This window comes from Thalassospira australica (genome assembly GCF_044790785.1).
Lineage (GTDB): Bacteria > Pseudomonadota > Alphaproteobacteria > Rhodospirillales > Thalassospiraceae > Thalassospira > Thalassospira australica_A.
Window position 1 is genome coordinate 954567 of record NZ_CP085258.1, and the last position, 25413, is coordinate 979979.

Consider the following 25413-nt stretch of genomic DNA (forward strand, 5'->3'; position numbering starts at 1 on the left):
CGATAGGGAAAGCCATCAGCGCGGCATTTCGGTCCGGCGACTGGATTGCCTTGGACGAACTCGCAACGGTGGGGCTTTCCGATGCGCCGTTTGATCCGGTTTTGCTGTCGCTTCGGTCGGTTGCGCGGGCAAAGGGGGTGGACGTCAATCCACATGCGATTGCCGAGGAACTTGATCGGGCGGTGCTGATTGCAGGCGACCACCCCGATATTGAAACCCTTCGGCAGGTTGCGTTGTCTGCGCTGCTTCAAGACCGCACAAAACCGACAGGAACGGAAGAATGAGGGCGGGGAGGGAGGCAACCCAGCCGACACTTGCCATGATGCCGGTCAGAATGGCGAGATTAATCAGCAGGGTACGGTCCGCTCTGCTTGCGGTATTGAGGATCGTCCGACTTAATCGGTACAGAATGAAACCGACAAGCAGTAGCGTGATGGGGGGGCCAAAAATCAGGGCGGCATCGAACCAAAGGTTATGGCTGCTGAACCATGCAGCATTGCGGTTCAGGCCATCGGTGGCAAAATGATCCATCACCAATGCGATACTGTCCGGGCCAAAACCGGCAAGGGGCCGGTGGGTAATGGCGATGAATGCGGTTTGCCAAGCATCGTCACGCTGGATCAGGTCAAGTCGTGCCAGTTCGGCGAAACGATTACCGAGGCCGGGGGCCATCGCGGCAATAATTTTCAGGATCGCCAGCGTGCTAAGGATAATCAGGAAGGGATAGGTGGTGCGCCAAATTCCGGTCCGGAAACGGGGCGGACGATAAAGGATTGCGAAACCCGCGATTGCGATGGCAAGGGCCACAGCGGCACTGCGCGAATGGCTTTCGATCAGGGCGGCGGTGAAAATCAGGGCCAGGGCGATCCAGCCGCCTGCATGGTCGATCCTCTGTCCGGTTGTTGCGGCACTTTTGCGGCAGAACAGATACAGGCAGCACAAGGTGGCAATCGCCATCAACCCGCCAAAGGCATTGCGGTTGGCGAAAGTACCTGTCCAGTCGCCAAGATGGGCCTGCTTGGCAAACCAGTAGGTGGTTTCAAGTGCCATCACATCGGCAAAGGCCGCAAGGACAGCCTGAATGGATGCAGAAATCACCACGGCGATGGCGATATGGCGCATGAAAGCCCTGCCTTGGTTCTGGGCGTTCTGTCCGACCAGAATACAGGTGCCGACCAGCCAGACGATATTGCCGATTGTGGATTGCCATGCATGCGGATACAGGGCGATACGAGGGGCGTCGAAGGGCAGGGGCTGCATTGGCCAGAATGGTGCAGCCTGCAATACCAGCCAAAAGGAAACAAGCGTCCCGGCAAGGACAATTTGCAAGGTGGAGGGTACGAGTACCATTCTGCCGCGCCATCCGGTGACGATCAGGCCGATACCGGTCAGGATGGTCAGCATTGCCATCGCCCATGGTCGGGCCCCGCCCAGCAGAAGCGGTGCCAGAACGATTTGCGATATCAGACAGAATTGCGCCAGTCGCGGCATCGGCATCCCGAAAATATCCGTAATTACAATGCGATCACGATAGCGGAGTTTTGCCGGTTTGTCCCGTGGTGTCGTGGCGCGGCGGTGTCCGTGCGGGGATGTTTATGACGGAACCGGATTTGAAATCGGGCGGGGCCGTACCTGCAACGGGAATTTCTATATCCGTTATCTTGCCGGGCATTGTGGCAATGCTGGTTTCCCTTTGGCTGATCGGGTTTGGTGGGATGGTGGCGAAGCTTATCCTGATCGGGTTTTGGGGGATTTGTGTATTTCCTGCAGTTTTGCAGGCCCGATTGACGGGGGATGGATTGGTCGCCGTGCTTTTGCTGGCCGGGTTGGTCGGGGTTATTGGGCTTGGCGATGCCGGGACGGATGAGAAAGTCCGGCTGATCGGCAATCTTTTGATCCTGCCGCTTGGCCTGATATGCGGCCTATGGCTGGGGCGGGATTGTTTGTGGGTGATGGTGCCGGCATTGATTTTGTATCTGCCGATGGCAAGCGTTTTTCAGATCACCCATGAAGGATGGCGGCTTAATCATCCGTTTCTGTTTCTGGGGTTGTTTGCATTGACGTGCACGATGCGGGGGCATGCGCGCGGATGGATTGGCGGGGGTGCGGCGATCGCCGTTGCCTTGAGCCAGACGCGGATCGCGGTTTTGGCGCTTGTGATCGTCTTTGTCGGGCGGGTTCGCTTTTCGCGCGCGGTGACATGGCTTTGCGGATTGCCGGTGTTGATTGCGGCGGGGATCATCGCGACCATGTGGCTGCCGCGACTGTTGATGACGCATGGGAGCGGGCGATTGGCATTCTGGCGGATGTTCTGGGATGATTGGCAAACGGCATCCGACGCGCGGCAATGGCTTGGCTTTGGTGCGGGGAGTGTCGAGGCGGTTTTGCAGGATTTGCCGTCTGCGGCGGCTTTTGGAGCATTGCACAACGATCATTTCCGCATCCTGTTCGAGACGGGATTGATCGGCGCATTATTTTGGTTGGTCGGTTGGGGGATGCTGATCTGGTGTGCGCGGGGGGCGCGGTTGGCGATCTGTATTCTTGCATCGGTCGCGGTGACGATGGTGACGGACAATACATTGTCATACGGGCATTATCTGATTTGTTGCGGGATGGCGGCGGGGATTGCCATGCGGGAGAATGCCGATGCAAGGCAATGATCTGATTGCGGTGCGTGATCGTGTTCTCGCGGGAATTGTTCACGCCGACTTTGCCGGGACGGATCCGTTTGATGGGCTCGAAAGCCGAATGTTCCGGGCAACCGGTTTGGGGCGGTTTCGTATGGCGCGGCTGGCATGGTTGCAGGCGATAAAGCGCGGGCCGCGGCTATTGCGTCACATCGCGATGATACCAGCATTGCAAAACCCGAAAACACTAGCGTTGCTTTTGGGGGCGGCTGATGGGGTGCGGCTTTGCAATGTGGCGGGCAGGCTTTGCCAGATGCAAAACAAGGACGGTGGCTGGGGATATCCGTTTGCTTGGCAGGCACGCGCCTTTTATGTGCCGCACGGTGCGTCCAATGCAATTGTCACAAGCTTTGCGGTGGATGGGTTGATGGCAGGCGGTATGGCATCAAGCGACCCGGTATTGCAACGGGCGGCGGGATTTTTGCGCGGGCTTTGGCGGAATGGGTATTTTGCCTATGTCGGGCAGGGGGATGGCGAAATCCACAATGCCAGCCTTTGGGGCGCCTGGGCCTTACATCGCATTGATCCGGGCAATGAGATAAGCCGGAAGGCGGTTGCGCAGGTTCTGGCCGCACAGCGTTCCGATGGGGCGTGGGAATATGGCACGCGGTCGCATCATCGTTTTGTTGATGGCTTTCATACCGGTTACATTCTTGATGTGCTGGATCGGTTCCGGACATCGGGGATGGTCGGGTTGGATGACGCGATCATGCGTGGCTATGCGTTTTACCGTGCGGAATGTTTTGACGTGAATGGCCGCCCGCGCAGCTTTGCCGGGCGGGACAGGTATGTTGATTGTCATGCGGTGGCACAAGCTATCGCGACACTTTGCCGGTTTGACGAGCTTGAAGCAGCACAGAAGATTGCGGATTGGGCGTATGAAGCATTGTTTGATGCAAAGCGCGGTGTTTTTTATGCCGGTCTTGGGCGGTTTGGCGTGGATCGGCGCAATTATATGCGCTGGACACAGGCATGGATGGTCTGGGCCCTATCGATTGTGATAGAAAAGACCGCGATGACAGAAGCATTCAACCCCGCCCGCCCATTGGTTTTTGAGCATCCTGATCCGACCCGTGCGGAAAAGGAGGATGCACTTCGTGCGCTTTCGGAGCAGGCGTTTCGCGATCTTTTCAAAATCACCCGGATCGAGGCACAGAAAATGCGAAGCAGCGGAGGTATGGAAGCGCTTTACGGGCTGACGCGCGGCCTTAAAACCCTGCAACGGATTGGTGGGGAGCGGGGGATTGTCCTGAATGCGCGGCGGATTGAGGCGAGTACCAGAGACACGTAACCTTGCCCGTTTGTACATTTTGGGAAATAACCGGGACAAATACCGGCCCTCAAACGAGAAATCAGAAAGTCGTTCATGCCCAAAGCCTTTCCCGTCCTTCCGATTGATGCCGTTCTGCCCGACCTTTGTGCCGTGCTCGAAACCGCTACCAATGCGGTTCTGCAGGCCCCGCCAGGGGCAGGGAAAACAACGAAGGTGCCCTTGGCATTACTGGAAAGTGCATGGCGCAATGATCAGAAGATCGTGATGCTGGAGCCCCGGCGGCTGGCCGCGCGGGCGGCGGCGCGCCGGATGGCGCAGTTGTTGGGCGAAAGCGTGGGCGAGATGGTCGGTTATCGTGTTCGGTTTGACAGCAAGGTTTCTGCCAGAACCCGGATCGAGGTCGTGACCGAAGGTATTCTGGTTCGCATGATCCAGGATGACCCGGAACTTTCAGGCATCAGTTGTGTGATTTTTGACGAATTTCACGAAAGGTCGCTTGATGCCGATCTGGGATTGGCATTGGCTTTGGAAACGCAGGCCGCCCTTCGCGATGATTTGCGCATTGTCGTGATGTCGGCAACCCTTGATGGTGATCCGATTGCGGCTCTGATGGGCGGTTGCCCGGTGATCACCAGCGAAGGCCGCGCTTTCCCGGTTGAAACAAAATATATCCCGATCCGACCCGATGTGTGGATTGACCGGGAAATGACGGCGGCGATCCAGTTGGCACTTCGCGAGGAAAGCGGGTCGATCCTGGCCTTTCTGCCGGGACAGAGCGAAATCACGCGGGTTGAGGCGGCGTTGAAAGACGGGCTTGATCCAACGGTGATTATTGCACCGCTTTATGGCGCGATGGAAACCAGGGCACAGGACATTGCGATTGAGCCCGCCCCAGAAGGCATGCGCAAGGTGGTGCTGGCGACTGCGATTGCCGAAACGTCATTGACGATTGATGGCATCCGGGTGGTGGTGGATTGCGGGTTGCAGCGTTTGCCACGGTTTGATCCGGCATCGGGCATGACGCGACTGGTGACGGTCAAATCATCGCAGGCCAGTGCCGAACAACGTCGTGGTCGTGCCGGCCGATTAGAGCCAGGCGTGTGTTATCGCCTTTGGGCAGAGGCCGAACATCGCGCCCGTCCCCCGTTTACCGCACCGGAAATTGCCGATGCGGATCTGGCGCCGCTGACACTGGAGCTTGCACGTTGGGGTGTGGCTGATCCGGCAAGCTTGCCGTGGCTGGACCAACCTGATGGGGCAAAAATCGATCAGGCGCGCGATGTGTTACGGCGGCTTGAGGCGATTGACGATGCCAACCGGATCACGCCGATGGGCACCGCGATGGCCGCATTGCCGGTGCATCCGCGCTTGGCGCATATGATGTTGCGCGGGGCGCGCCTTGGACTTGGCGAGGTTGCCTGTGCGATGGCAGCACTTTTGTCGGATCGGGATTTCATGCGCGGGCGCGGGGCAGATTTGCGGCTTCGGGTCGAGGCGATTTTGGCCCGCAAGGCCCCGAAAATGATGATTGAAGCGGTAAGGCAGCTCTCGCGCCGACTGGCGGAGGTCACAAAGAAAGAGGCCAGTAACGCGGGCAGTCATAACCCCGCCGTCCTTGTTGATCATGTCGATCAGGTCGGGTTACTTCTGGCCTTTGCCTATCCCGACCGGATTGGCGAGCGGCGCAAGGGTACGGATGCGCGTTATCGCCTGTCGGGCGGGCGTGGCGGGATACTGGCCAATGACGATGCGTTGGCGAACGAACCCTATATCGTAGTGGCGGAGCTTGACGGGCAGGCACGCGAGGCACGGATTTACCTTGCGGCCCCTTTGTCTCGGGCAAGCCTTGAAACCCATTTTGGCGATCAGATTTCCGAGGGGACAGAGGTCTTCTGGGATGCGCAAAGCGATGCGGTGCAGGCGCGATGGCAACGGAGGATCGGTGCGCTGGTGCTTGATGAAAAAGCCACCCGTGACGAAGCCGGACCGGATGCGATTGCAGCGGCGATGATCGAAGGTATTCGTCGTCTTGGCCTGCATTGCCTGCCGTGGGACAAGGCGGCAGAAGGATTGCGCGAACGGATGGCGTTTCTGCACCGGGTCGATCCGGGGAACTGGCCCGATATGAGCGATGATGCGCTTTTGGGCGGGCTTGAGGATTGGTTGATGCCATATCTTGGCGGGATCAATAAACGCAGCCAGCTTAGACAGATCAATCTGGCGGAGGCTTTGATATCGGGCATTGACTGGAACAGGCGCCAAGAGCTTGACCGGCAGGCCCCGACCCATTGGATCGTGCCGACCGGGTCCCATATCCGTATTGATTATAGTGGTGAAACACCCGCCCTTCCGGTCCGGTTGCAGGAAATGTTCGGCGCGACCGAAACACCGAAAATCGCAGGGGGCAAGGTGGCGGTAACGTTGCACCTGCTGTCGCCCGCGCAAAGGCCGCTTCAGGTGACGTCCGATCTTGTGGGGTTCTGGAACGGCTCCTATGCGCAGGTCAAGGCCGAGATGAAGGGACGGTACCCCAAACATTACTGGCCCGACGACCCGTTGCAGGCCGAACCGACCAATCGGGTTAAAAGCCGGATGTAACCGCATTTTAAAGGAAGTCCGATGGAACATCGTCGCCATCCGGTCATACATCATGTCAATCGTATTGGCTGGTTGCGTGCAGCCATCATGGGTGCCAATGACGGAATTGTTTCGATTGCAAGTCTTCTGGTCGGCGTTGCGGCGGCCGATATTGCGCGGTCCGATATCCTGATTGCCGGGGTGGCGGGGCTTGTGGCAGGTGCCATGTCGATGGCGGCGGGGGAATATGTTTCCGTCAGTTCCCAATCGGACACCGAACAAGCCGATATTGCACGCGAAAAGCGCGAGCAACTAGAAGACCCGGTGGGCGAGCTTGAAGAACTTGCCGATATTTATCGCAGTCGTGGGCTTTCCGATGACCTTGCCCATCAAGTCGCACGTCAGTTGATGGCGCGCGATGCTCTGGCCGCCCATACCCGTGACGAGCTTGGCATATCCGATGTGATGACCGCACGCCCGATACAGGCGGCGGCGACATCGGCGCTGACCTTTGCGCTGGGTGCTTTTTTGCCGCTTCTGATGGTTCTGGTTGCTCCGGTTGGTACAATTATTCCGGCGGTTGCCGTTGCGGCCCTGATTGCGCTTAGCATTCTGGGCGCGCTTGGTGCGAAGGCGGGCGGGGCGAATGTGCTGCGTGGATCGGTGCGGGTAACATTCTGGGGCGCGTTTGCGATGGTGCTGACTGCGATGATCGGCAATTTGTTTGGCGCTGTGCTCTAGTCTGAGTTTGCTGGCTATTCTGTTTCGAGCGGTCCCCGTAACGGCAGGGCTATACGCATTTTGCACAGGCAGGCATAATCGAGCCGCGATTTTGCGTTTAACAGGATCATGATGATCACAGCCGCCACACCGCTTCTGAATGTTGCCGAGATCAACCGCAGTATCGGGTTTTACCGGTTTCTGGGGTTTGAGGTGGTGGTGCGGACATTATCCGATCTGGATGACGAGCCGGTATGGGCGATGCTGCAAGCAGGCGACGGAGATAGCAAAATCCGTTTGATGCTGGCCGTACACGGCGGGGTTTCCCATGAAGAACGCCGGATGCGGCCATCCTTTGCAGGGCTGGTCTGGTATCTGGAATCCGATGATGTTGCGGGCATGTTCGACGCGCTAAACGATGCCGGGTTCAAACCCGAACCGGTGACGGAGCTTGAGGACGGCACGCATCAGTTCTTTGTTCGTGATCCGGACGGATATGAAATTGCGGTGACAGGACCCAATGGTTACGCAGTCGGGTAGCTGATTTTCAGGACTTCAAGTTCGTCCTCGCCAGCAGGAGTGCGCAGTGTGACCACATCGCCGACACCGGCCTTCATCAGGGCGCGGGCGACGGGGGAGATCCAGCTTATTTTGCCTTGCAGGCTTTCGGCCTCGTCCTCGCCCACGATGCGGATGGTGACTTCTTCGTCACGGGCATTCACATAGGTGACCGTGGCGCCAAAGAAGACCCGGCTGTGATCGGGTTGTTCGCGCGGATCGACGACCACCGCATCCTCGATCCGTTTGCGCAGGTAGCGCACCCGGCGATCAATTTCGCGCAGGCGTTTCTTGCCATATATATAATCGCCATTTTCCGACCGGTCGCCATTACCTGCCGCCCATGAAACCACGGCAACGGTTTCGGGCCGTTCCTTTTTCCACAGGTGATCAAGTTCAGCCCGAAGGGCTATGAGCCCTTCGGGAGTCATGTAAATCGGTCTGTCCATGAGCGGGTTTTAGCCTAACGCCGTGTCGCGGGAAAGAGGCGATTTGGATCGGCGGTGTAGCATATACCGGGCGTCTTGTTATTCATCAAGCGGCAGGCCCGCGACAAAATCGCGCAACCAGCGCTGTGCCGGATGGACATCATTGCGGCGATGCCAGGACATGGTGAAGCCGATCGGATCAAGATCGAAGGGAAGCGGGCGGATGGCAAGCGCGTCGGTCTGACCCGAGGCTGGAATGACGCCCGCCATAAGCGTCGCGATCAGATCTGAGCGTGCAATCAGAAGCGGGGCGGCATACATCGTGGGCAGGGTTACGGCAAGGCGGCGTTTATGGCCCATTTTTGCCAGTGCCATATCCACCAGACCAAAACGGTCATTTTCCGGTGATACCAGCAAATGTGACAGCGATAGAAACGCCGGAATGTCGAGCGGTGCCTTGGCTGCCGGATGGTCGCGACGCATGACGCAGACAAAGTTTTCCGCAAAAAGCGGTTGAGTCAGGATGCGACCGGTTTCAGAAGGTGGCACGCCAATCGTCAGGTCGGCCTCCCCCGCGTCAAGCAGGGTAATGGCATCATCCCGGGCGGTGAAATTGGCGATCCGTAGCGTGATGCCCGGTGCCTTCTGACGCAGAGCATCAAGCAGTATCGGAAGGACTTTGAAGGTCGGATGATCCGAAAGTGCGATGGAAAAGGTCGCGGTGGACGTCGTCGGATCAAACGTCTGGGTGAAATCAAGCGTGCGCTGAATTTCGGCCAGCGCATGCCCGAGTGGTTCGGCAAGATCAAGGGCACGCGGGGTTGGCTGTAAGCCCGCAGGGCTTCGGATGAAAAGTTCATCATTAAGCAATCCGCGCAGCCGCGATAGTGCGGCACTCATGGCCGGTTGGGTGCGGCCAATGCGGATACCCGCGCGCGTGACGCTGCGTTCTTTCATCAGCGCGTCGAAGGCCACCAGAAGGTTAAGGTCTATACCATGTAAATCCATGAAATGGATGTTGTCATATATTTTATATCGATTTCAAGTATATCGAGAGGATCGATAGCATTTCCCCATATCCAACAATCCTGAATGGGAAATGAAAATGACGGATCAAATCAATAAGCCTGTGATTACCGGGGTATCAGACCCGGATCGCAAGGCCATCGAGGTACTCTATCGGGCTTTTAGCGAAGGTGCCGACCTTTTGGATGAGGCGGTTACCAACGACTGGCAGGATATCCCGCTTGCCCCCGGGCAGGCACCGGGACGCGATGGCATGAAGCCGCTGATAAAGGCGTTTCAGGCGGCCTTTCCGGATGTGAGAATCATCATCCATGAAATGATTGGCGGGCCCGGCCGGGTTGCCGTGCGTGCGGAAATTACCGGCACGCATTCAGGTGAGTGGTTTGGGATTACGCCGACAGGTAAGGCTTTTCGCATGCCGATCCACGAATTTCATTATGTCGAAAATGGCAAGGTAAGCCACACATGGCATCTGGAAGACTGGTTTGGCTGGTTGTATCAGGTGGGCGCATGGCCGAGCATTGATCAGGAGGCCGCGCAATGAAAGCCGTCAGACTGGATGATTACAGCACCACACCTGTCATCCGCGATATTGCGACACCGGAAATCAGTCCGGATGATGTTCTGGTCCGGGTCGGGGCAGCGGCTCTTAATCCGCTGGACGTCAAATTGCAAAGTGGCGTGTTGCAGGGTTATTTCCCGCTGGAATTCCGATACACGGTCGGGTCCGACCTTGCCGGGATGATCGAGGATGTCGGGGCAAATGTGACCGGCTGGCACAAGGGTGACAAGGTTATTGCCCGGCTTGATCCGGTTGCGGGCGGGGCGTTTGCCGGGTTTGCCTGTGTTCCAGCGAGTTATCTGGTGAAGGTGCCAGACAACATGCCGCTTGAGATAGCGGCAGGCATCCCGACGGCGGCGGGAACAGCGTGGCAGGCGCTGTTTGAGCTGGGCGATCTTGGTGTCGGTCAGACAGTTCTGATCCATGCCGGGGCCGGTGGGGTGGGTAGCTTTGCCATCCAGTTTGCCCGCGCGGCAGGCGCGCGCGTGATTGCAACGGCATCTGCGGACGGGGTCGACATTGCCCGGACACTGGGTGCGGATCAGGTGATCAATTATCGCCACGCCGATTTTGCGGAAATGCTTTCGGATATTGATCTGGTGATTGACACCATTGGCGGCGAAACACAGCAAAAATCGTTTGGTGTTCTGCGAAGCGGCGGCAGGCTGCTATCGCTTGTTGCCCCGCCGGACGAGGCATTGGCACATGCGCACAATGTAAATGCGCAGTTTGTGTTTCATATGTCTGACGGGGAACGGTTGGCACGGGTCGTTTCGGCGGTGGCCGATAACAATGTGCGTGTCCTGATCGACAGGACCGTGCCGCTTGATCAGTTTGCCGATGCTTTTGAGCGGCAATCATCAGGTCGTGCGCACGGCAAGATCATTGTGACGATGGTCTGATATGGGAAAGCCGTGACACAAACTGTTTGTGTCACGGCTTTATTCGGATAGGTAACGGTTAGGCGTTGGCTTGAACCCGGAGGGCTTTGTCGTCAATCGGCATATGGACGAGGGCGGCAAAGATGCCCAGCGCGATGGAGGTAATCCAGACGCCATCGAAACTGCCGGTCAGATCAAAGATGATCCCGCCCATCCACGCGCCAAAGAACGCGCCGATCTGATGGGAAAGCATCACAATGCCAAACAGGGTTGCCATATAGCGCGGGCCGAAAACTTGCACGATGATGCCACTCGTCAGCGGCACGGTCGACAGCCACAAGGCCCCCATCACGGCCGAGAACAGCCAGATGGTTTCGGCGGTCTTGGGGGCGATCATGAAAATGAGAATGACGAGGGCCCGCATGCCGTAAATAAATGACAGGCCCCATTTCTTGCGCCATTTGCCACCCGCCCAACCAGCGGTCAGGGTACCGACAATATTAAACAGTCCGACAAGCGCCAACCCTTGGGCCGCGACCGAACCGGGCAACCCGCAAAGCTGGGTAAAGGTCGGCAGGTGGGTTGCGATCACCGCGATATGGAAGCCGCAAACAAAGAAACCGGCATTGAGCAGCAGAAAACCGCGATGTTTGCGGGCTTCGTGGAAGGCGGCGATCAGCCCGTCGGGGCCAAGGTCGGCACCATCTGAATTGGGGCCATGCGCCTCGGCCTTGCCGGTCAGGGCAAAGGCGAATGGCACGATGATCATCGACATCACGGCAAGGATGGCAAGGGCGGTGACATAGCCATAACCGTCATTAAGAAACTGGGTTGTCGGGGCCATGACGAACTGGCCGACCGATCCACCGGCGGATGCCAGACCAAGGGCGAAGCTTCGTTTGTTCGGCGGGAAGGCACGACTGATTGCAGCCAGAATGACCGGGAAGCTGGTCGCGCCGACACCTGCCCCGATCAGGAAGCCTGATGTCAGATGCAGTTCCAGTGGTGAGGTCGAGGTGCCCATCAGATACAGGCCCAGCGCATAAAACGCCGCGCCACCGATCAAGGTGCGGGTTGTGCCATAGCGATCAGCAAGGGCACCGGCAATCGGGGCGGCAACGCCCCACATCAGGTTCTGAATGGCAAAGGCCAGTCCAAACGTGGAAGCACTCCAGCCGGTGGCAGTCAGCATATCGGGGATAAACAGGCTGAGCGACGGGCGAATGCCAAGATTGACTGCCAGGACAAGACAGCCAGCGACAAGAACAAGCCAGGGAAACCACCTGGCGGAACGGAGAGTGGGGCTCATCGGTCTACTCCGGAGCGGATTTCAACAATTGTTCCAATTTTGAACGCGGTGGTGTAATGCGTCCAATTCATTCGGATTATTATGCTGATAACATTTGTGCATTATCTTCTGACAGAGGGTCGGATATTGCTCCGGCTTTGACGACAATTTTGCCAACAGCATCAATGATATCATCAAGATCAGTATTGGCTTGACGGCGGATCAGCATGATCCCCATATCCCAGTTCATGCCGGGAATATCAAGGATGCGGATGCGGTTTGCCGCAGGACTGTGCATGCAGAAACGCCGCGCCATGATGCCGTATCCTGCCCCGGCGGCGACCATTTCGATCTGCAATTCAAGTGCGGAAACTTCGAGCACGGATTTGAACTGCACTCCGTTCTGGCGCGCCCACGCATTGCCAAGTGCCCGGAAAGTGCAGCCCTCCGGCATCAGGACCATTGGATGTTCAGCCAGTTCGGCAATGTTCTTCGGGTGGTGTTTCGCTGATCGTGGCCCGATGGCAACGATCTGGTCATCAAGAAGCTTTTGCGCGCGTAGACTTGCCGGTATATCGCGGACATCGATCCCGCCGACTGTGCCATGCGGACCATCCAGCGACAGCATGGCATCAATTTCACCCCGCCGCATCAGCGGCAACAGCTCGCTTGACCAGCCGCTTTTGATCGTAAGGGACATGTCAGGAAAACGTGTGTGCAGGTCGCGCAGTTCACGTGCCGCCAGAAGCGGAGCAGCCCCATGACTGACGCCAAGGCGGAACGGGCCGATTGCGGTATTGTTGCCGGTGATGCTTTCGGAGAAACCGTCCAGGCGGCGCAAAAGATCGCGGGCTTCGGCCAATGCACGATGCCCGGCGGAGGTCGGTTGCAATGGTTTCAATGACCGGTCAAAGAGCTGTGCGCCAATGCGCTCTTCAAGACGCTGGATACGGCGCGTGATGGCAGGCTGCGTCAGGCCAAGGTAGGCGGCGGCCCCGTGAAAGGATTTTTCATCGGCAACGGCAATCAATGCCTGAAGTTCGCGGGTATCCATGGCGGTCACCTGTTATCGCAAGAGATGGTTCAGGATCGCGCAAACAGATGTTTAATGCAAGAAGTGCATTGGAAGTATCATGTTGATGCGGGTTCTGCATGAAGTGGCTGTGTGGCGGTCTTTTTCATCTTGGCTTTGCACACGCTTGCCGCCGCGGTATAGCCGCCATCGGCACCATCAAGAAAATGCAGGTGGGAGTCCGATGCAATATCGGGAACGATGCAGGTCATCAGGGCTTCGTCCTGCTGCTTGATTCCGAACCAGATATCGCCGTTATTTTCTGCATTCGACAGCAGTGTTTCGATTTGTTCTGTCTGTTCCGCATTGCAATTGACGGTGAGCCAGATGCCATCGCCAAAGCGGCGGAAATCGGTATTAAGCCGGGTTTGGTGGCGATAATGCAGCGGGTCGAAATCACCAAGCTTTCGGCCGGTTTTAAACAGGAACAGGGCAACGCACGAGATAAAAAGCGCCTTGCACCATGCGCGCAGTTTTGATCCTTCGGTTCCCTGAGTTGCCAGTGCTTCGAGGCGAAGGCTCTCCCAGCCAAGCCGGAAATCGGGGCCGGTTTCCGGCACCGGGTTGCTGTCGCGACGATCCTGTTCAAGGATGCCAAACAGGGCGGTTGCGCAAAGGTCAAAACGGTGCCGGTCATCGCGCGGCAACATGATCAGCGACAGGATTTTACAGCCATCCTCAGCCGAAATCGGGGACCATCGGCACGAAAGCCCGGTCAGGTCGGGCTGCGTGCCAGACGGTGCCGGGGCAATCAGGTTATGGCCCTGTTTCATCTGGTCTTCGGCCCAGGAAATACCACGCCCGGAAAACACCGCATAAGCCAGCTTTTTCGATGCCAGAAAACGTGCGACCCGAACATCGTGGCCGCCTTTGCGGATGTCGTTTATCCGGATCAATGCAATGCGCAAATCGAAGCCAAGTTCTTCCTTTGCCCAGATTGCGGTTGCGGCAAGGGCATTACGGACGTCGGGAACCTTGTCGGGCGGGCAAACGATTGCTGCACCGTCCCCGCCAAAGATAAACGGAAAATCGGAATGCCCGATGGCATTGGTGGTTGCCGCAATGATCGACGCACCGACCATGTTGACTTCCTTGTAACGGCCTGCTTCAACCGCCTTGGTCGATCCGACGATATCGGACGTGCCGACCCACCAGTCATCGGGGAGGGCGTGGTAAACTGATGGATCAAGCACTTTGGTGAAATCGTCGAAAGCCGGGATGTCGAGATAGGGGTTGGTCACGGGCATCCTCGCAAATTTCAGGGTGCGGTCTGCTTGCGCCTCGGACTCAGTAATGCGGCGGCGGCGCATCGTCTTCCGGCGATGTACGCAGGAAATCGACAAGCCGTTTAATATCTTCGGCCATTAATTTATTGCGCCGTTCCAGCAGGTCGATCCGGTCCCACTGCGATTTGATCATGTCGGACATGTCATGTATCGCGCTTTCGAGATGGGCGATATGGACTTCAAGTTCATTGATACGGGTATCGGGATCTTGCTGGCTCATATTGGCGAATTGCTCTGGATGTCTGATGGAAACTTGTTCTACCCTCCACCATGTGGCAGGAGTAAGGACCGACCCTATCACATCTTGCCAGGATTGGTTAGCCGACCTGTGAGCGAATTATCCGTCCTTGTCATTCTTGGCGTCATCATCGCCCTGATCCTGATTTATGCCGTTCGGCTGCGTGTGGTGCCTGTGCCATGCGGGCGCAAGGCACGCAACGAAATCATATCCTATCTGCCCAGGGAAGCCTGCCGAGTGACGGATTTCGGATCGGGTTGGGGGGATCTGGTGATCAGTATCGCGCGCGCCCGGCCCGATATCACGGTGACCGGGATTGAATTATCGCCGTTGCCTTATGCGGTCAGCCGCATTCGTGCGCGCATCAACCAGTTGGAAAACCTGTTCCTGATCCGGGCTGATTTCAGGAAGATCGATCGCGATCCGGGGGATGTTGTGGTCTGTTTCCTTGACCCGCGCGTGATGGCCGATGTCGGTGATGTTTTAAACCAGCGCATGGCACCGGGCGGGATTGTGATTTCACGCGCTTTTGCCATTCCGGGTTGGCAGGCCTTCGGGGAAATCCCGATGCAGTCGGGGTCGGATATGCTTTATCTGTACCGGATAGGATCACATCTGCCAGGATGAGGCGAGGCACGGCTCGTAAAATAAAGCAGGGCCGCTATGGACGACCCTGCTTTTCGGCGTTATTCTTCTTCGTAAATCTTGATCAGAGCGGAATGGTCCAGTTCACCGCCGCCCATTTCGATCAGTTCTTCGTAAAGTTCGAGTGCGAGGCGCGAGAAGGGCAGTTCAAGACCAAGTTCGCCTTCGGAAAATTCAAGCGCCTGATAAAGGTCCTTGCGCTGGGTCACGACCTTGCCGCCCGGTTCGAAATTGCGTTCGATCATGCGTTCGCCGTGTTTTTGCAGGATCGCGGAATCGGCAAAGCCGCCAGTGAGCGCGGATCGCAATTTGCCCAGATCGACCCCGGCTTCGTCGGCCATGGAAAAGGCTTCGGCGATTGCGCCGATGGTTATGCCAACGATCATCTGGTTGGCAGCCTTGGCGATCTGGCCCGATCCGATTTCCCCGACATGGGTGACGCGTGATCCCAGAACGGCAAAGACGCGCTGCACACGTTGAAAATCTTCTTCCTCGGCGCCGACCATGATGGTGAGCGTGCCATTTTCGGCCCCGTGGGTGCCACCTGATACCGGGGCATCGATCCAGTGACCGCCGGCTTCTTCGACTGCATCGGCAAAGCGTCGCGTCGCATCGATTGCGGTTGTGCCCATGTCGACAACAATCGTGTCTTCTTCCATGCCGTCAATTACGCCATCTTCGCCGAGTAGCACATTTTCGAGTGCCTCGGTATTGGCCACACAGATGATGACGATATCGGCCTCTGCCGCCGCATCGGCCGGTGTCGGGGCGGTGGCAACGCCCAGATCCTCAAAAGCGTTGAGCGTTTCGGGATTGCGGGTATTGACGGTCAGGATCGCCCCGGCCTTTTCAAGGTTGAGCGCCATGGGGCGGCCCATCAGTCCCAAACCGATGAATGCGATATTTTCCCCGGCAAGTGCGGTCATGACGGTGTTCCTTCGTTTGGGCCCGCGTGCGGGCCTTCGATGTGACGGTCAATAAAGGCGATCAGACGATCAAAGCCGTCCCGGTTCAAGGAACCGGGCGGGCGGCAGTAAAAATGCAAGCACGGCCATAACATAGCGGTCTGACAAAGAAAGCAGCAATTCAAGGCGTTTGCCCGATTTTATGCGCGTTTCGTTCGGTTTCCGTTGTTATCAGCCGACGCTATGTCGTCGGAATGGAAATTATATGGTCGTTCTGTGCCGTCTTCGCTTTACTTAAAACTCGCCGGGGCGGACATAACGCGCGGCCATCGCACGTTCAATGGCGGCACCCACAAGGCGGTCGATATCAAGGCGGTGACGTATCAGTTCGAGAATGCGAAGTTCTTCCTGGCTGATTTCACTGTCGGACAGGACAATTTCACAGGCAAAAACATAAGCGGTTTCGCGCAATTTGCGCGGCAGGGCTTCGCGGATCATGTCAAGCGTGCTGTCCAGGCCGTCTTCTTCGGCAAGCAATTTGGCGCAATCGCGCGCGACCGCAGTGACACCGTCATTGTCAAAGCCGGCAAAAATCGGAAGATAGCGAACCCGACGCCCCATTGCGGATAGTTCCGCATCGGTGATGTCGTTATCAGAGGCGGAAACCATAACCATTGTGTAAATCAAGGCGTCCTGATGCGATATCACGTTGGTTACTCCTTTGCCGGGTGACAGGCCGTTAACGGTTATTTCCGCCAAACGGTGACGCCCCGGACGGGGGCGTGTGACAACTCCGATGGACATAGAGCCTAAGACGGTATTTGATCCCCGGCAACAGTTAACCGTTTAAATCTTCACGATTTTAATGATTGCGTAGTGAAATGTGGGGCATCCTTTGAATGTCGGAACACAGGGGGGGCTTGCTACGCATTCATGCGTAGGGGCTGTGAACCGCAGGGGATGCTTAAAAAAATACAACATGTTAGCGTGGGTTTGCTTCGCATACACTCTTGGGAAGAAAATAGGCCTTTGCAGCGCATGGAGTATAAAGTTATGGTCTCGCAGCGATAACAAAAATGACGAACAAGCCGGGTATGGGAGTTATCATTTCAAGCAATGCTGCGGGGACTCTTGCGGCGTTGATTGGGCACCTTCGTGTCCCGTCGGGGGTCTATGATCCCATCGGCGAGCGCCTTCTTGTCAATGCGCCATGGGCGAAAACAATCTCGCCCGATCTTGCCGAAGATATCTGGCACAAAATCGATGCCCATCCCGAAATCGCCCGAAACATTCGTGAAATTAGCGCCGAAGCGCTGAATGCGGTTGGCTATTTTTCGCGCGTCGACAAGATCGACGGACGCGATGTGCAGTTTTTCGCCTGGCAGCTTTCATTTTCCGATCAGGACTTTGTGCGCATCATCGCCCTTCAGGATGCCGATGCGACGACCGGCACCGGGGTCCTGATTTCGCCGCAACCGGTTCTTGTGGTCGAGCGTGACGGCAGTTTGCGATTCTCCAACAAGGCGGCCGAGCAGGCCGCCCTTGAAATGGGATTGACCGGGGCGTTGTCCCTGACCAGGCCGACCGGCCAGCGCGCCCTTATCGAAAAGGGCGAGAATATCGCCGACTGGGATGAAATACGCACCGTACATTACGGGCAGCGGATTTATCAGTGGCAGCGGATGCCATTGCCGACGCAGGATGCGATTGCGCTGTTCGGACAGGAACGCACGCGCGAGGAAAGCTATCGCCGCGCGCTTGAACATGCGGTGCATGGCATTATCGATCTGGCCGCGGACGGTACATTGACCAGCGTCAATGAAGAAGCCGCATCGTTGTTTGGCTATGACAATGTGCGTGAACTTCGCCAAGCCTATCTTGCCAACAGTGAAAAATTTTATGCCCGTACAGATGACCTGCGCGATTTGCGCCGCGATTTGATATCGGGCAACGGGATACAGGCGCGCGATGTCGAAATGCGTCGTCAGGATGGCAGTCAGCTTTGGGTGCGGGTCAATGCGACCGAAATCCGCGGCGAGGGCGGATCACTTCTGGGTTACAGCGTCACGGTTACCGACATTACCAAAAGCCGTCAGGCCGAATATGATTTGCGCCGACGTCAGGAACGCTATCGCGCGCTGGTCCAGACAGCAGGCAGTGTCATTCTGTTTCTGGATAGCGAAGGCCGCATTCTGGAATATAACCGGGAATGCGAATGGACATTCGGCTATTCCTGGATGGAGGCAGCCGGTCAGAACTTCTTTGATTTCCTGTTGCTTGATGGGGAACGCGATCAGGTGCGCCAGGCAATCAAACGCCTGATTTCCGGGGAAATCATCAAGGACGAGGTGATTTCCTTCCGCCGCCGTGATGGCGAGGTTCGTCTCCTGCAATGGAATGCGCGTGCGCATTTCGGGGAAGATGGCGATGTGTCAGGCGTGATCTGCATCGGGCAGGATGTGACCGAAAAACTCTCGGTCGAACGGGCCCTTCGCCGGGCAGAGGAAAAATATCGCGGTATTTTCGAAAATTCCGCCGAAGGGCTTTATCAGAGCCGGCCGCTTGGTGATATATTGTCGGCCAATCCGGCCTTTGTTTCGATCCTGGGTTATGACAGTGCCGATGAATTGCTGGTACCCCAGGCAGGCTTCTCGCAATGTTACCTTAACCCGACCAATCGCATGCGTCTTACGGGCAAGCTTTTGCGCGACGGGGTGGTTCAGGGGTTCGAGGCCGAAATGCGTCGCCGCGATGGCAAGATCATCTGGGTCGAGGAAAATGCAAGACTGATCCGCGACGACAAGGGTTTGCCGGTTCTGATCGAAGGATCGATCACCGACATCACGGACCGCAAACGCAGCGAAGCGCGCATCCAGTTCCTTGCCCATCATGACGGTCTGACCGGGCTTCCCAACCGCACTCTGTTTCAGGAACGCCTTGCGGCTGCGGTCAAGCGCGGAAAGTATGAAAAACGCAGCTTTGTGCTGATGTTGTTCGATCTTGATAACTTCAAGGATATCAACGATACGCTTGGGCATCCCATCGGCGACCTGCTCTTGCAGGGGGTTGGGGAACGCATGCGTGTCTGCCTGCGTAATGAGGATGTTGTCGCACGTCTTGGCGGGGATGAATTTGCCGTTCTGATCCATGATCCGGGCACAATTGAGGAAGTTACCCTTGTTGCCCAGCGCCTGATAGAGCGGGTTTCGGAACGATTCATGCTGGACGGGAACGAGGTACAGGCATCAACATCGGTCGGTATCTGCATGTTCCCGCAGGACGGGCGCGATGAAAAAGACCTGTTTCGCAATGTCGATCTGGCGCTTTACTGTTCCAAGGCCGAAGGGCGCAACCGCTATCACTTTTTCGAGCCGAGGCTCCATGTTGAAGTGCAGGAACGCAAGGCGCTTGAACGTGACCTTAGCCACGCGATTGAAAATGACGAACTGGAGCTTTTCTATCAGCCGATCATCGATATTGCGAACCACAAGATCATCGGCATGGAGGCGCTGGTGCGCTGGTTCCATCCGTCGCGCGGGCAGGTCAGCCCGGTCGATTTCATTCCCGTGGCCGAACGCATGGGCATCATTGCCGATGTCGGCAAATGGGTACTCAATCAGGCCTGTAAACAGACGCGCGAATGGGTTGACGCCGGGTACGGAGAACTGACGATTTCGGTCAATCTGTCGCCGCTTGAACTTGCACGGCACGAAGACCTGATTGAAAGTGTCGGCGATGTTCTGGACCGCTCGCGGCTGAACCCCAATCAACTTCAATTCGAGGTTACCGAAAGTGCGGTGATGGACAACCCGCGCGAGGCGGCGATCACGCTGGGCATTTTACGCAATCAGGGTATCCGCATTGCGATTGACGATTTCGGGACGGGCTATTCCTCGCTGGCCTATCTGAAACGGTTCCCGGTGGACAAGATCAAGATCGACCGGTCGTTTATCATCGATCTTGACAGTCGGGACGGCAATGCGGCCATCGTGCGCGCGGTGGTGTTCCTGGCGCGGTCTTTTGGCATGGCGGTGAATGTCGAGGGGATTGAAACCGAAATGCAGCTTGAACGCATCGTTTCCGAAGGGGTCGATGAGGTACAGGGCTTCTATTTCAGCAAACCGATCCCGGCCACCGATTTTGAATTGTTGCTGAAATCGAACGTGACCATGCCGTTCGATGTCTCCTTTGGCGGGAACGCGCGGCCGCATTGATCAAGATCTGCGGCCGCATTCCCGGTTTTCAATATGGCGTGCCAGCGATCAGGCGGCGTGATGATCCCAGAAATCGCCAGCCTTCTGGCGCACACGATCCCGGTCTATCACGACCGTTGCCGGACGTGACCGGCTTTTGCGCAAGACCCCCTGACGACGAAGATCAGCGATCATACGGCTGGCGGTTTCGGTAGTAGTGGCGATGATGCTGCCCAGCTTGTCGCGTGTCGGCAGCGGACAATATTCGTCCTTGGCACTCCAGAGCAGGAAGCGGCAAATCCGGCGCATTGCCGATCCGGTTCCCAGATTGACCTTCCAGTTATAGCCATCGACAACCTCGCGCGCGAGCAGGCGGAGGATTGCCTGTTGCAGTTCGGGATTGGTTTTCTGGGCCATGCGGATGCGGGCAACCGGAATGCGCATCAGGACCGTCGGCGTCAGGGTTTCGCTGATCAATGCCAGACCCGGTTCGGCTACCGTCTCAAGCCCGATCAGATCGCCGGGACGGAACACGCGGCAGACCTGTCGTTCGCCGTCCTCGGCATAGTGGCACTGCATCACAAGGCCTGACAGGATGCGGTAAATGTATTTTCCATCCTCGTCATGATGCCCGATGGCGGTATTGGCCCCGATATCAAGGGCCGGGTTTTCAGCAAGTTTCTCAAGATGTTTCAGGGCGTCTTCGTTGTTCATGGGAATCTCCCGATGGCACAAGGGAGATACGCGGCACATTGCGGGGTGCCGCGTATCGACACCAGATCTTTGATGGCGGCCTGATGGCCGGTGTCCTGTTGGTCAGGCCGTGCGGATTGCACTGGCCGGCCGGGCAATAAACAGCCAGTCCAGCAGCCAGATCACAATCATCGATGCCCCGACCAGCGGGAAAATCACCCCGCCAATCGCAAGGATCGCCGTTACCCCCAAAAGACTTTTGCGATCACGCGGCAGGGGTGGCACCCCGACCGATCCCGCGGGACGGCGTTTCCACCACATCACCCCGGCCGAAGCCGACATGAAAACGATGGCAATGCAGACCAGCAGCAGAACGATCTGGTTGATCGTGCCGAATTCCTGCCCAAGGTGAATATTGATCGCCCATTCCAGCACGCGCCCGACCGGCCCGTAATCGCGGTACCCCATATCGATCAGGGCCCTGCCGGAATATTGGTCCAGATGAATGACACGTTGCTGGTCAAGGTCGTCAGGATAGATCGAGGCGCTGTAAACCCCGGTTTCGCCGTGCGGCAGATTGATGGCATAACCCGGCGCAATGCCAAGGTCGTCAAACCGGGCAACGGCGGCATCAATACCGATGGCAGTCGGTGCTGCCTGTGCGGAGGACAATCCGCCATCGACTGAGGCGGGCAATGGCGCATTTTCCGTTGTCCAGCCGGTTTCGCCGAACGCATCGATCATCGGCACGGTCGACAGCGGCACATCGACGCGCACACCCGACGGATAACCGGTCGGTGTGCCATTGGCGAACTGGTTGGCATATTTGCCCCAGAACACCGACCATGGCATGCCCGATGTCGCAAGGAAGATGATAAAGAACCCGGCAAACAGGCCGGTCACCGCATGGCCATCGCGCCACCAGCTTCGTTTCCCGGGGGTGTCGCGCAAAGTGACGATGCCGCCCTTCTGCCCGGTACGGGGCCACCAAAGGTAGAGCCCGGTTGCGACCAGAAGGATGGTCCACCCGCCGACAATCTCGATGATGTAATTGGTGGCGGTGCCAAATTCGGCCAGGCTGTGAATGCGGCGCACCAGCCACATGATCGTGCCACGATCAGGCATCGATCCCAAAACCATTCCGGTATAGGGATCGACATAAACCGACCGGCGATCACCGCCCGATGTGGCAATGACAATTTCCGTGCTGCGGTCAGAGGCCGAAGGCATGACGATCTTGGCCGGTTTATCGCCGACAAAATAGCGTACAGCATCAACCTGCGTGCTGATCGGCAGTGGCGGAACGTTCAGAACCTCGACAAATTTCAGGTCGGAATAGACCCAGTCATCAATCTCGTCACGGAAAAGATAGGCCCCGCCGGTCACGGCCAGCAGGATCATGAAAGGCAGGACAAAAAGTCCGGCATAGAAATGCCAGCGCCAGACAGCACGATAAAGGCTGCTTGTCCCTTTTGGCGCGGCTTTGGCATGTGCCGATGCGTTTGACATCGCGATATCCCCGTTCATTCGCGGGTATGGCGAATGCAAATGCCAGAAGGCCTGCAAACCGTACCCGGAATTAAGAACAATCTGAAAACGGCCATAAGCGTCGATCCCGGTGACATCAAAGGCAACCGGAATGCATCAGGGCCGGGAAAGGGTCAGACGGGAAAGGGCGGGGCGCGGGGCGATGCCGCAATCGGGCAGAAATCATGCAGGCGCGCGGTGATATGAAGTGCCGTAACCGAATTGGACAGGCGAACGCGATGGATCAGGGGCAATTCCGGCTCGACCGGTAGGCCGACCGCATGATTGCCTAGCCCGCAAATCGCGCACTGGAAACCTTCATAGGCGCTGGAATGGGGGGATGGTCCGCCTTCTTTTGCCGCATCGGCGGGGACGGATATCGTCTTGATGCCGTTGGCAGTACAAATGATCAGCGGAATAAAGCTTTGATCCGTAGGCTCGCCCGTGGCAACCGGTGTATTGGCAAGCGCGACAGGTGTATGCATGAAGCCGAACATCAGGGCATTTGCCAGCAAAAAGCACGCAACCGCAACCGACAGGCTGTGTCTGAATGCCGAATATATCTGGCAGGTTTTGACCACGGCTTTCAATCCATCAAGGAAAGATACCTGCCTTCAATAATCCCTTGAAGGCGGGGTGTCAAAACCTCTTGGTGTGAACCACTTATCGCCGATTATTTATAATCGTTCCTGTCATAATTAAAATCCGTTGCAGGGTCTTGGTTTTTCCTGGTGCAGGCATGGCTGCCAGCCCCTTGAAGAACAGGAACTTTTGATTTTCGGGGCAAATGATTTCGGCTACTCTTGATTGTGAAATTCCGGATTGTTGCCCGGAGTAATAAAAAGCGGGAGGATGGGGACATGACACTTGTTGTAAATGACGGCACGCCGGAAATGCGCGCACTTCTCGAAAAGGGGCGCAAACGGCTTCGGACTGTCGGGATTATCCTGCTTTTGCTGGGAATTCTTGCCGTTGCCTTCCCGTTTGCCACCACGATTGCCTTTAAAACCGTGATCGGCTGGCTGTTTATCATTGGGGCCATCGGGCATTTTTACGGCGCGTGGAATGCCGATACGCCAACGCGCCGCTGGATCGATGTGGTGCAAGGCGTTCTGTTCGGGCTTGTCGGCGGGTGGCTGGCATTTTTTCCGTTGACCGGGATTGTGACCCTGACCGTTTTGCTTGCGATTGCCTTTATCCTGCAAGGTCTGCTTGAACTTGCCATGGCGTTCCGGCTCAGCCAGTTTCCCGGCTGGAAATGGATGGTATTTTCCGGCGGTATCGCGATGCTTGCCGGTATCCTGATCTTTGCCGAACTGCCAAGTTCTGCCACATGGGCCATCGGGCTTTTACTGGGCCTCAATCTGCTGTCATCGGGTTTCAGTTACCTGATGGTGTCGATGGCGATGGGCAAGGTTTCCGTCCGCTAACGACTGCCTGTCACGGATCATGTGGAAAGGCGCCCGGCGTGATCAGTTCAAGGTCAAGTTCCTTCATCACGACCTCGATCGGGGTGATGATGGTTGTGCCCGGATCGCGCGCCGTGCTTTCCGACCCGGCAAACAGCAACCCGACGCAGACATTGTCATCGTCATAAACCAACGACCCGGAATCGCCGCCGCGTGAAAAATCCTCCTGACCCAGCGGTTGGGAAATGATCACCTGATCGACGAAAACCGCATTTCCGGCTTCGCCGTAACTGACCTGAACGGTGGCATAAAGGCCTTGTATCGATCCTTTCGTATGGCCGGTGGTGCGCCCGGTTTTATGTACCGCTGTGCCGAGGTCGCCATCGCCAAGACTGCGCGTTTTCCCAGGTGTTTCCGGCCCGATATTCTGCGTGTGCCAGCGGACATATTCGGACGCGGGTTCAAGCGGCGTGGCAGTCGCCGCATCCATGCGGTTTTCGGCATTGTCGCGAAAATCAATCGGCACAAACCGGGCCAGACCGGCAATCACATCATCCGGATCATGGCCGCCATCGGCAATACCCGGTTGGAGGATCGCATCGCCTGACCGGGCGTCGTTGGAATTGGCCAGAACATGATTGTTCGACAGGATCACAACCGCGCCGCTACGCCGGTCGCGCATCAACCCGCCCAGTGTTCCGGCTGTGATATCGACGTGGCCGATGCTGATACCGCTGGTGGCCGGTCGTTCGCGGGCGGTGAGCGGACGGCGCGAAAAACTTGCTTCCTGGACATCGGTAATGAAATCGACGGTGCCGCCGCTGCTCGCGGGGTGTTGCAACAGATTGGGGATGCGGTGCGACAGCGCAAGCTGGCTTGCCGCGATTTTCCGGTTTACGAAAATAACGATGGCAAGCTCGCCGGTATCAACCCCCTTGACGGTTTTCCGGCCCAGCGAATAGCCGTTGATTTCGCCACGTTCCAGCAGCGGATCGAACTGGTTGGTCTGACGGATGAAGTCCCGATATTGTGCAAAATTTGCCCGTGTCATGGTTGGGATTCCCTATTGCTGTTATCACGGTTTTGCCCCGGATTTTATCGCCGGTTTTGTTCAGCATGGCAGGGGTTTATGGCACTCAGAAGGCTGCAAATCCTTTGCTCGGGATCAACTCTACGTCGTAGCCGTCAACATCATGGGGAACGCCGTCCGGCCAACCGGGGCAGGACACATAAACATGAATGCAATGCCGGTCGGGATGGGTGCGCGACACACCGGCAGCAACGCCAACCACACCCGACGCCGCCATGACTTCGGCCCGGCAATGTTCCACGGCATCCTTCAGGGTCGGACGGGACATCGGTTTATCCTTTTATGTATCGTGCGGATCGTGCCTTTCGGATATGGGGTGAAAGGGTGCGTTGGTCAAACGCACTTTGCCCATTGA

At 57.1% G+C, this 25413-nt stretch carries 24 protein-coding genes and 1 pseudogene; 10 read left to right on the forward strand and 15 right to left on the reverse strand.

Going from position 1 to position 25413, the window contains the following annotated elements:
* Positions 1-144: 144 nt before the first annotated feature.
* On the reverse strand, positions 145-1497 hold the full coding sequence (locus tag LG297_RS04440; RefSeq protein WP_404425531.1) for an O-antigen ligase family protein: 1353 nt from the start codon (positions 1495-1497) through the stop codon (positions 145-147).
* A 98-nt stretch (positions 1498-1595) separates the two neighbouring features.
* Between LG297_RS04440 and LG297_RS04445 the strand changes: the two genes are divergently transcribed.
* The 5 genes from LG297_RS04445 (at position 1596) to LG297_RS04465 (ending at position 7797) form a co-directional block, all read left to right on the forward strand.
* The gene (locus LG297_RS04445; RefSeq protein ID WP_404425533.1) at positions 1596-2660 is read left to right on the forward strand and encodes an O-antigen ligase family protein; all 1065 of its coding nucleotides are present in this window, start codon (positions 1596-1598) and stop codon (positions 2658-2660) included.
* Entirely contained in the window at positions 2647-3978 is a 1332-nt protein-coding gene (locus tag LG297_RS04450) for a hypothetical protein (protein WP_404425535.1), read from the forward strand. Before LG297_RS04445 ends, LG297_RS04450 begins: the two co-directional genes overlap by 14 nt.
* A gap of 75 nt (positions 3979-4053) precedes the next feature.
* Complete coding sequence (gene hrpB, locus LG297_RS04455) at positions 4054-6558, forward strand: ATP-dependent helicase HrpB (RefSeq protein ID WP_404425537.1); 2505 nt, start codon at positions 4054-4056, stop codon at positions 6556-6558.
* A 21-nt stretch (positions 6559-6579) separates the two neighbouring features.
* Positions 6580-7278 (forward strand): VIT family protein, encoded by a 699-nt coding sequence (locus tag LG297_RS04460; protein ID WP_404425539.1) that lies wholly within the window; start codon positions 6580-6582, stop codon positions 7276-7278.
* A 108-nt stretch (positions 7279-7386) separates the two neighbouring features.
* Positions 7387-7797 (forward strand): VOC family protein, encoded by a 411-nt coding sequence (locus tag LG297_RS04465; protein WP_404425541.1) that lies wholly within the window; start codon positions 7387-7389, stop codon positions 7795-7797.
* Here the strand turns inward: LG297_RS04465 and greB are convergent.
* Positions 7782-8264 (reverse strand): transcription elongation factor GreB, encoded by a 483-nt coding sequence (greB, locus tag LG297_RS04470; protein ID WP_404425543.1) that lies wholly within the window; start codon positions 8262-8264, stop codon positions 7782-7784. The two genes, LG297_RS04465 and greB, sit on opposite strands and share 16 nt — an antisense overlap.
* Positions 8265-8342: 78 nt before the next feature.
* Complete coding sequence (locus LG297_RS04475; protein WP_404425545.1) at positions 8343-9251, reverse strand: LysR family transcriptional regulator; 909 nt, start codon at positions 9249-9251, stop codon at positions 8343-8345.
* A 97-nt stretch (positions 9252-9348) separates the two neighbouring features.
* Between LG297_RS04475 and LG297_RS04480 the strand changes: the two genes are divergently transcribed.
* Positions 9349-9813 carry an ester cyclase gene (locus LG297_RS04480; RefSeq protein WP_404425547.1) on the forward strand — a complete coding sequence of 155 codons (465 nt, stop codon included), beginning with the start codon at positions 9349-9351 and terminating at the stop codon, positions 9811-9813.
* A complete protein-coding gene (locus LG297_RS04485) occupies positions 9810-10733 on the forward strand; it encodes an NADP-dependent oxidoreductase (protein ID WP_404425549.1) in 924 nt (307 codons plus the stop codon). The genes LG297_RS04480 and LG297_RS04485 overlap by 4 nt, the downstream gene beginning before the upstream one ends.
* Before the next feature lie 58 nt (positions 10734-10791).
* Here the strand turns inward: LG297_RS04485 and LG297_RS04490 are convergent, their stop codons facing one another.
* From LG297_RS04490 to LG297_RS04505, 4 genes are all read right to left on the reverse strand, one after another.
* Positions 10792-12021, reverse strand: coding sequence for an MFS transporter (locus LG297_RS04490; RefSeq protein ID WP_404425551.1), 1230 nt, complete (start codon positions 12019-12021; stop codon positions 10792-10794).
* A gap of 79 nt (positions 12022-12100) precedes the next feature.
* Positions 12101-13054 carry a LysR family transcriptional regulator gene (locus LG297_RS04495; protein WP_404425553.1) on the reverse strand — a complete coding sequence of 318 codons (954 nt, stop codon included), beginning with the start codon at positions 13052-13054 and terminating at the stop codon, positions 12101-12103.
* 77 nt (positions 13055-13131) lie between these two features.
* Complete coding sequence (locus LG297_RS04500; protein WP_404425555.1) at positions 13132-14319, reverse strand: DUF3095 domain-containing protein; 1188 nt, start codon at positions 14317-14319, stop codon at positions 13132-13134.
* 40 nt (positions 14320-14359) lie between these two features.
* Complete coding sequence (locus LG297_RS04505; RefSeq protein WP_404425557.1) at positions 14360-14578, reverse strand: SlyX family protein; 219 nt, start codon at positions 14576-14578, stop codon at positions 14360-14362.
* A 108-nt stretch (positions 14579-14686) separates the two neighbouring features.
* On the opposite strand from LG297_RS04505, the gene LG297_RS04510 reads away from it, so the two are divergent.
* Positions 14687-15223 carry an SAM-dependent methyltransferase gene (locus LG297_RS04510; RefSeq protein WP_404425559.1) on the forward strand — a complete coding sequence of 179 codons (537 nt, stop codon included), beginning with the start codon at positions 14687-14689 and terminating at the stop codon, positions 15221-15223.
* 59 nt (positions 15224-15282) lie between these two features.
* Here LG297_RS04510 and LG297_RS04515 read toward each other — a convergent pair whose 3' ends face one another.
* The 3 genes and pseudogenes from LG297_RS04515 to LG297_RS04525 all read right to left on the reverse strand — a co-directional run bounded on the left by LG297_RS04515 (position 15283) and on the right by LG297_RS04525 (position 16854).
* The gene (locus tag LG297_RS04515; protein WP_404426930.1) at positions 15283-15693 is read right to left on the reverse strand and encodes an NAD(P)-dependent oxidoreductase; all 411 of its coding nucleotides are present in this window, start codon (positions 15691-15693) and stop codon (positions 15283-15285) included.
* A pseudogene (locus tag LG297_RS04520) lies at positions 15679-16173 on the reverse strand (NAD(P)-dependent oxidoreductase); the annotation flags it as partial. The gene LG297_RS04515 and the pseudogene LG297_RS04520, both read right to left, overlap by 15 nt.
* A 267-nt stretch (positions 16174-16440) precedes the next feature.
* Positions 16441-16854: a tellurite resistance TerB family protein gene (locus tag LG297_RS04525; protein ID WP_082824825.1), complete on the reverse strand. Its 414-nt coding sequence runs from the start codon at positions 16852-16854 to the stop codon at positions 16441-16443.
* A 368-nt stretch (positions 16855-17222) separates the two neighbouring features.
* On the opposite strand from LG297_RS04525, the gene LG297_RS04530 reads away from it, so the two are divergent.
* Complete coding sequence (locus LG297_RS04530) at positions 17223-20360, forward strand: EAL domain-containing protein (RefSeq protein WP_404425561.1); 3138 nt, start codon at positions 17223-17225, stop codon at positions 20358-20360.
* A gap of 48 nt (positions 20361-20408) precedes the next feature.
* Here the strand turns inward: LG297_RS04530 and LG297_RS04535 are convergent, their stop codons facing one another.
* From LG297_RS04535 to LG297_RS04545, 3 genes are all read right to left on the reverse strand, one after another.
* Positions 20409-21053: a Crp/Fnr family transcriptional regulator gene (locus LG297_RS04535; RefSeq protein WP_404425563.1), complete on the reverse strand. Its 645-nt coding sequence runs from the start codon at positions 21051-21053 to the stop codon at positions 20409-20411.
* A 102-nt stretch (positions 21054-21155) separates the two neighbouring features.
* A complete protein-coding gene (locus LG297_RS04540; RefSeq protein ID WP_404425565.1) occupies positions 21156-22541 on the reverse strand; it encodes a PepSY-associated TM helix domain-containing protein in 1386 nt (461 codons plus the stop codon).
* A 152-nt stretch (positions 22542-22693) separates the two neighbouring features.
* Positions 22694-23140: a DUF2946 family protein gene (locus tag LG297_RS04545; RefSeq protein WP_404425567.1), complete on the reverse strand. Its 447-nt coding sequence runs from the start codon at positions 23138-23140 to the stop codon at positions 22694-22696.
* Positions 23141-23419: 279 nt separating this feature from the next.
* Here LG297_RS04545 and LG297_RS04550 point away from each other — a divergent pair, with 279 nt between their 5' ends.
* The gene (locus LG297_RS04550) at positions 23420-23989 is read left to right on the forward strand and encodes an HdeD family acid-resistance protein (protein ID WP_404425569.1); all 570 of its coding nucleotides are present in this window, start codon (positions 23420-23422) and stop codon (positions 23987-23989) included.
* A 10-nt stretch (positions 23990-23999) separates the two neighbouring features.
* Here the strand turns inward: LG297_RS04550 and LG297_RS04555 are convergent, their stop codons facing one another.
* Together LG297_RS04555 and LG297_RS04560 are read right to left on the reverse strand one after the other, a co-directional pair.
* Complete coding sequence (locus LG297_RS04555) at positions 24000-25019, reverse strand: hypothetical protein (protein ID WP_404425571.1); 1020 nt, start codon at positions 25017-25019, stop codon at positions 24000-24002.
* 85 nt (positions 25020-25104) lie between these two features.
* Positions 25105-25326, reverse strand: a complete 222-nt coding sequence (locus LG297_RS04560) for a hypothetical protein (RefSeq protein WP_404425573.1) — start codon at positions 25324-25326, stop codon at positions 25105-25107.
* Positions 25327-25413 lie beyond the last annotated feature (87 nt).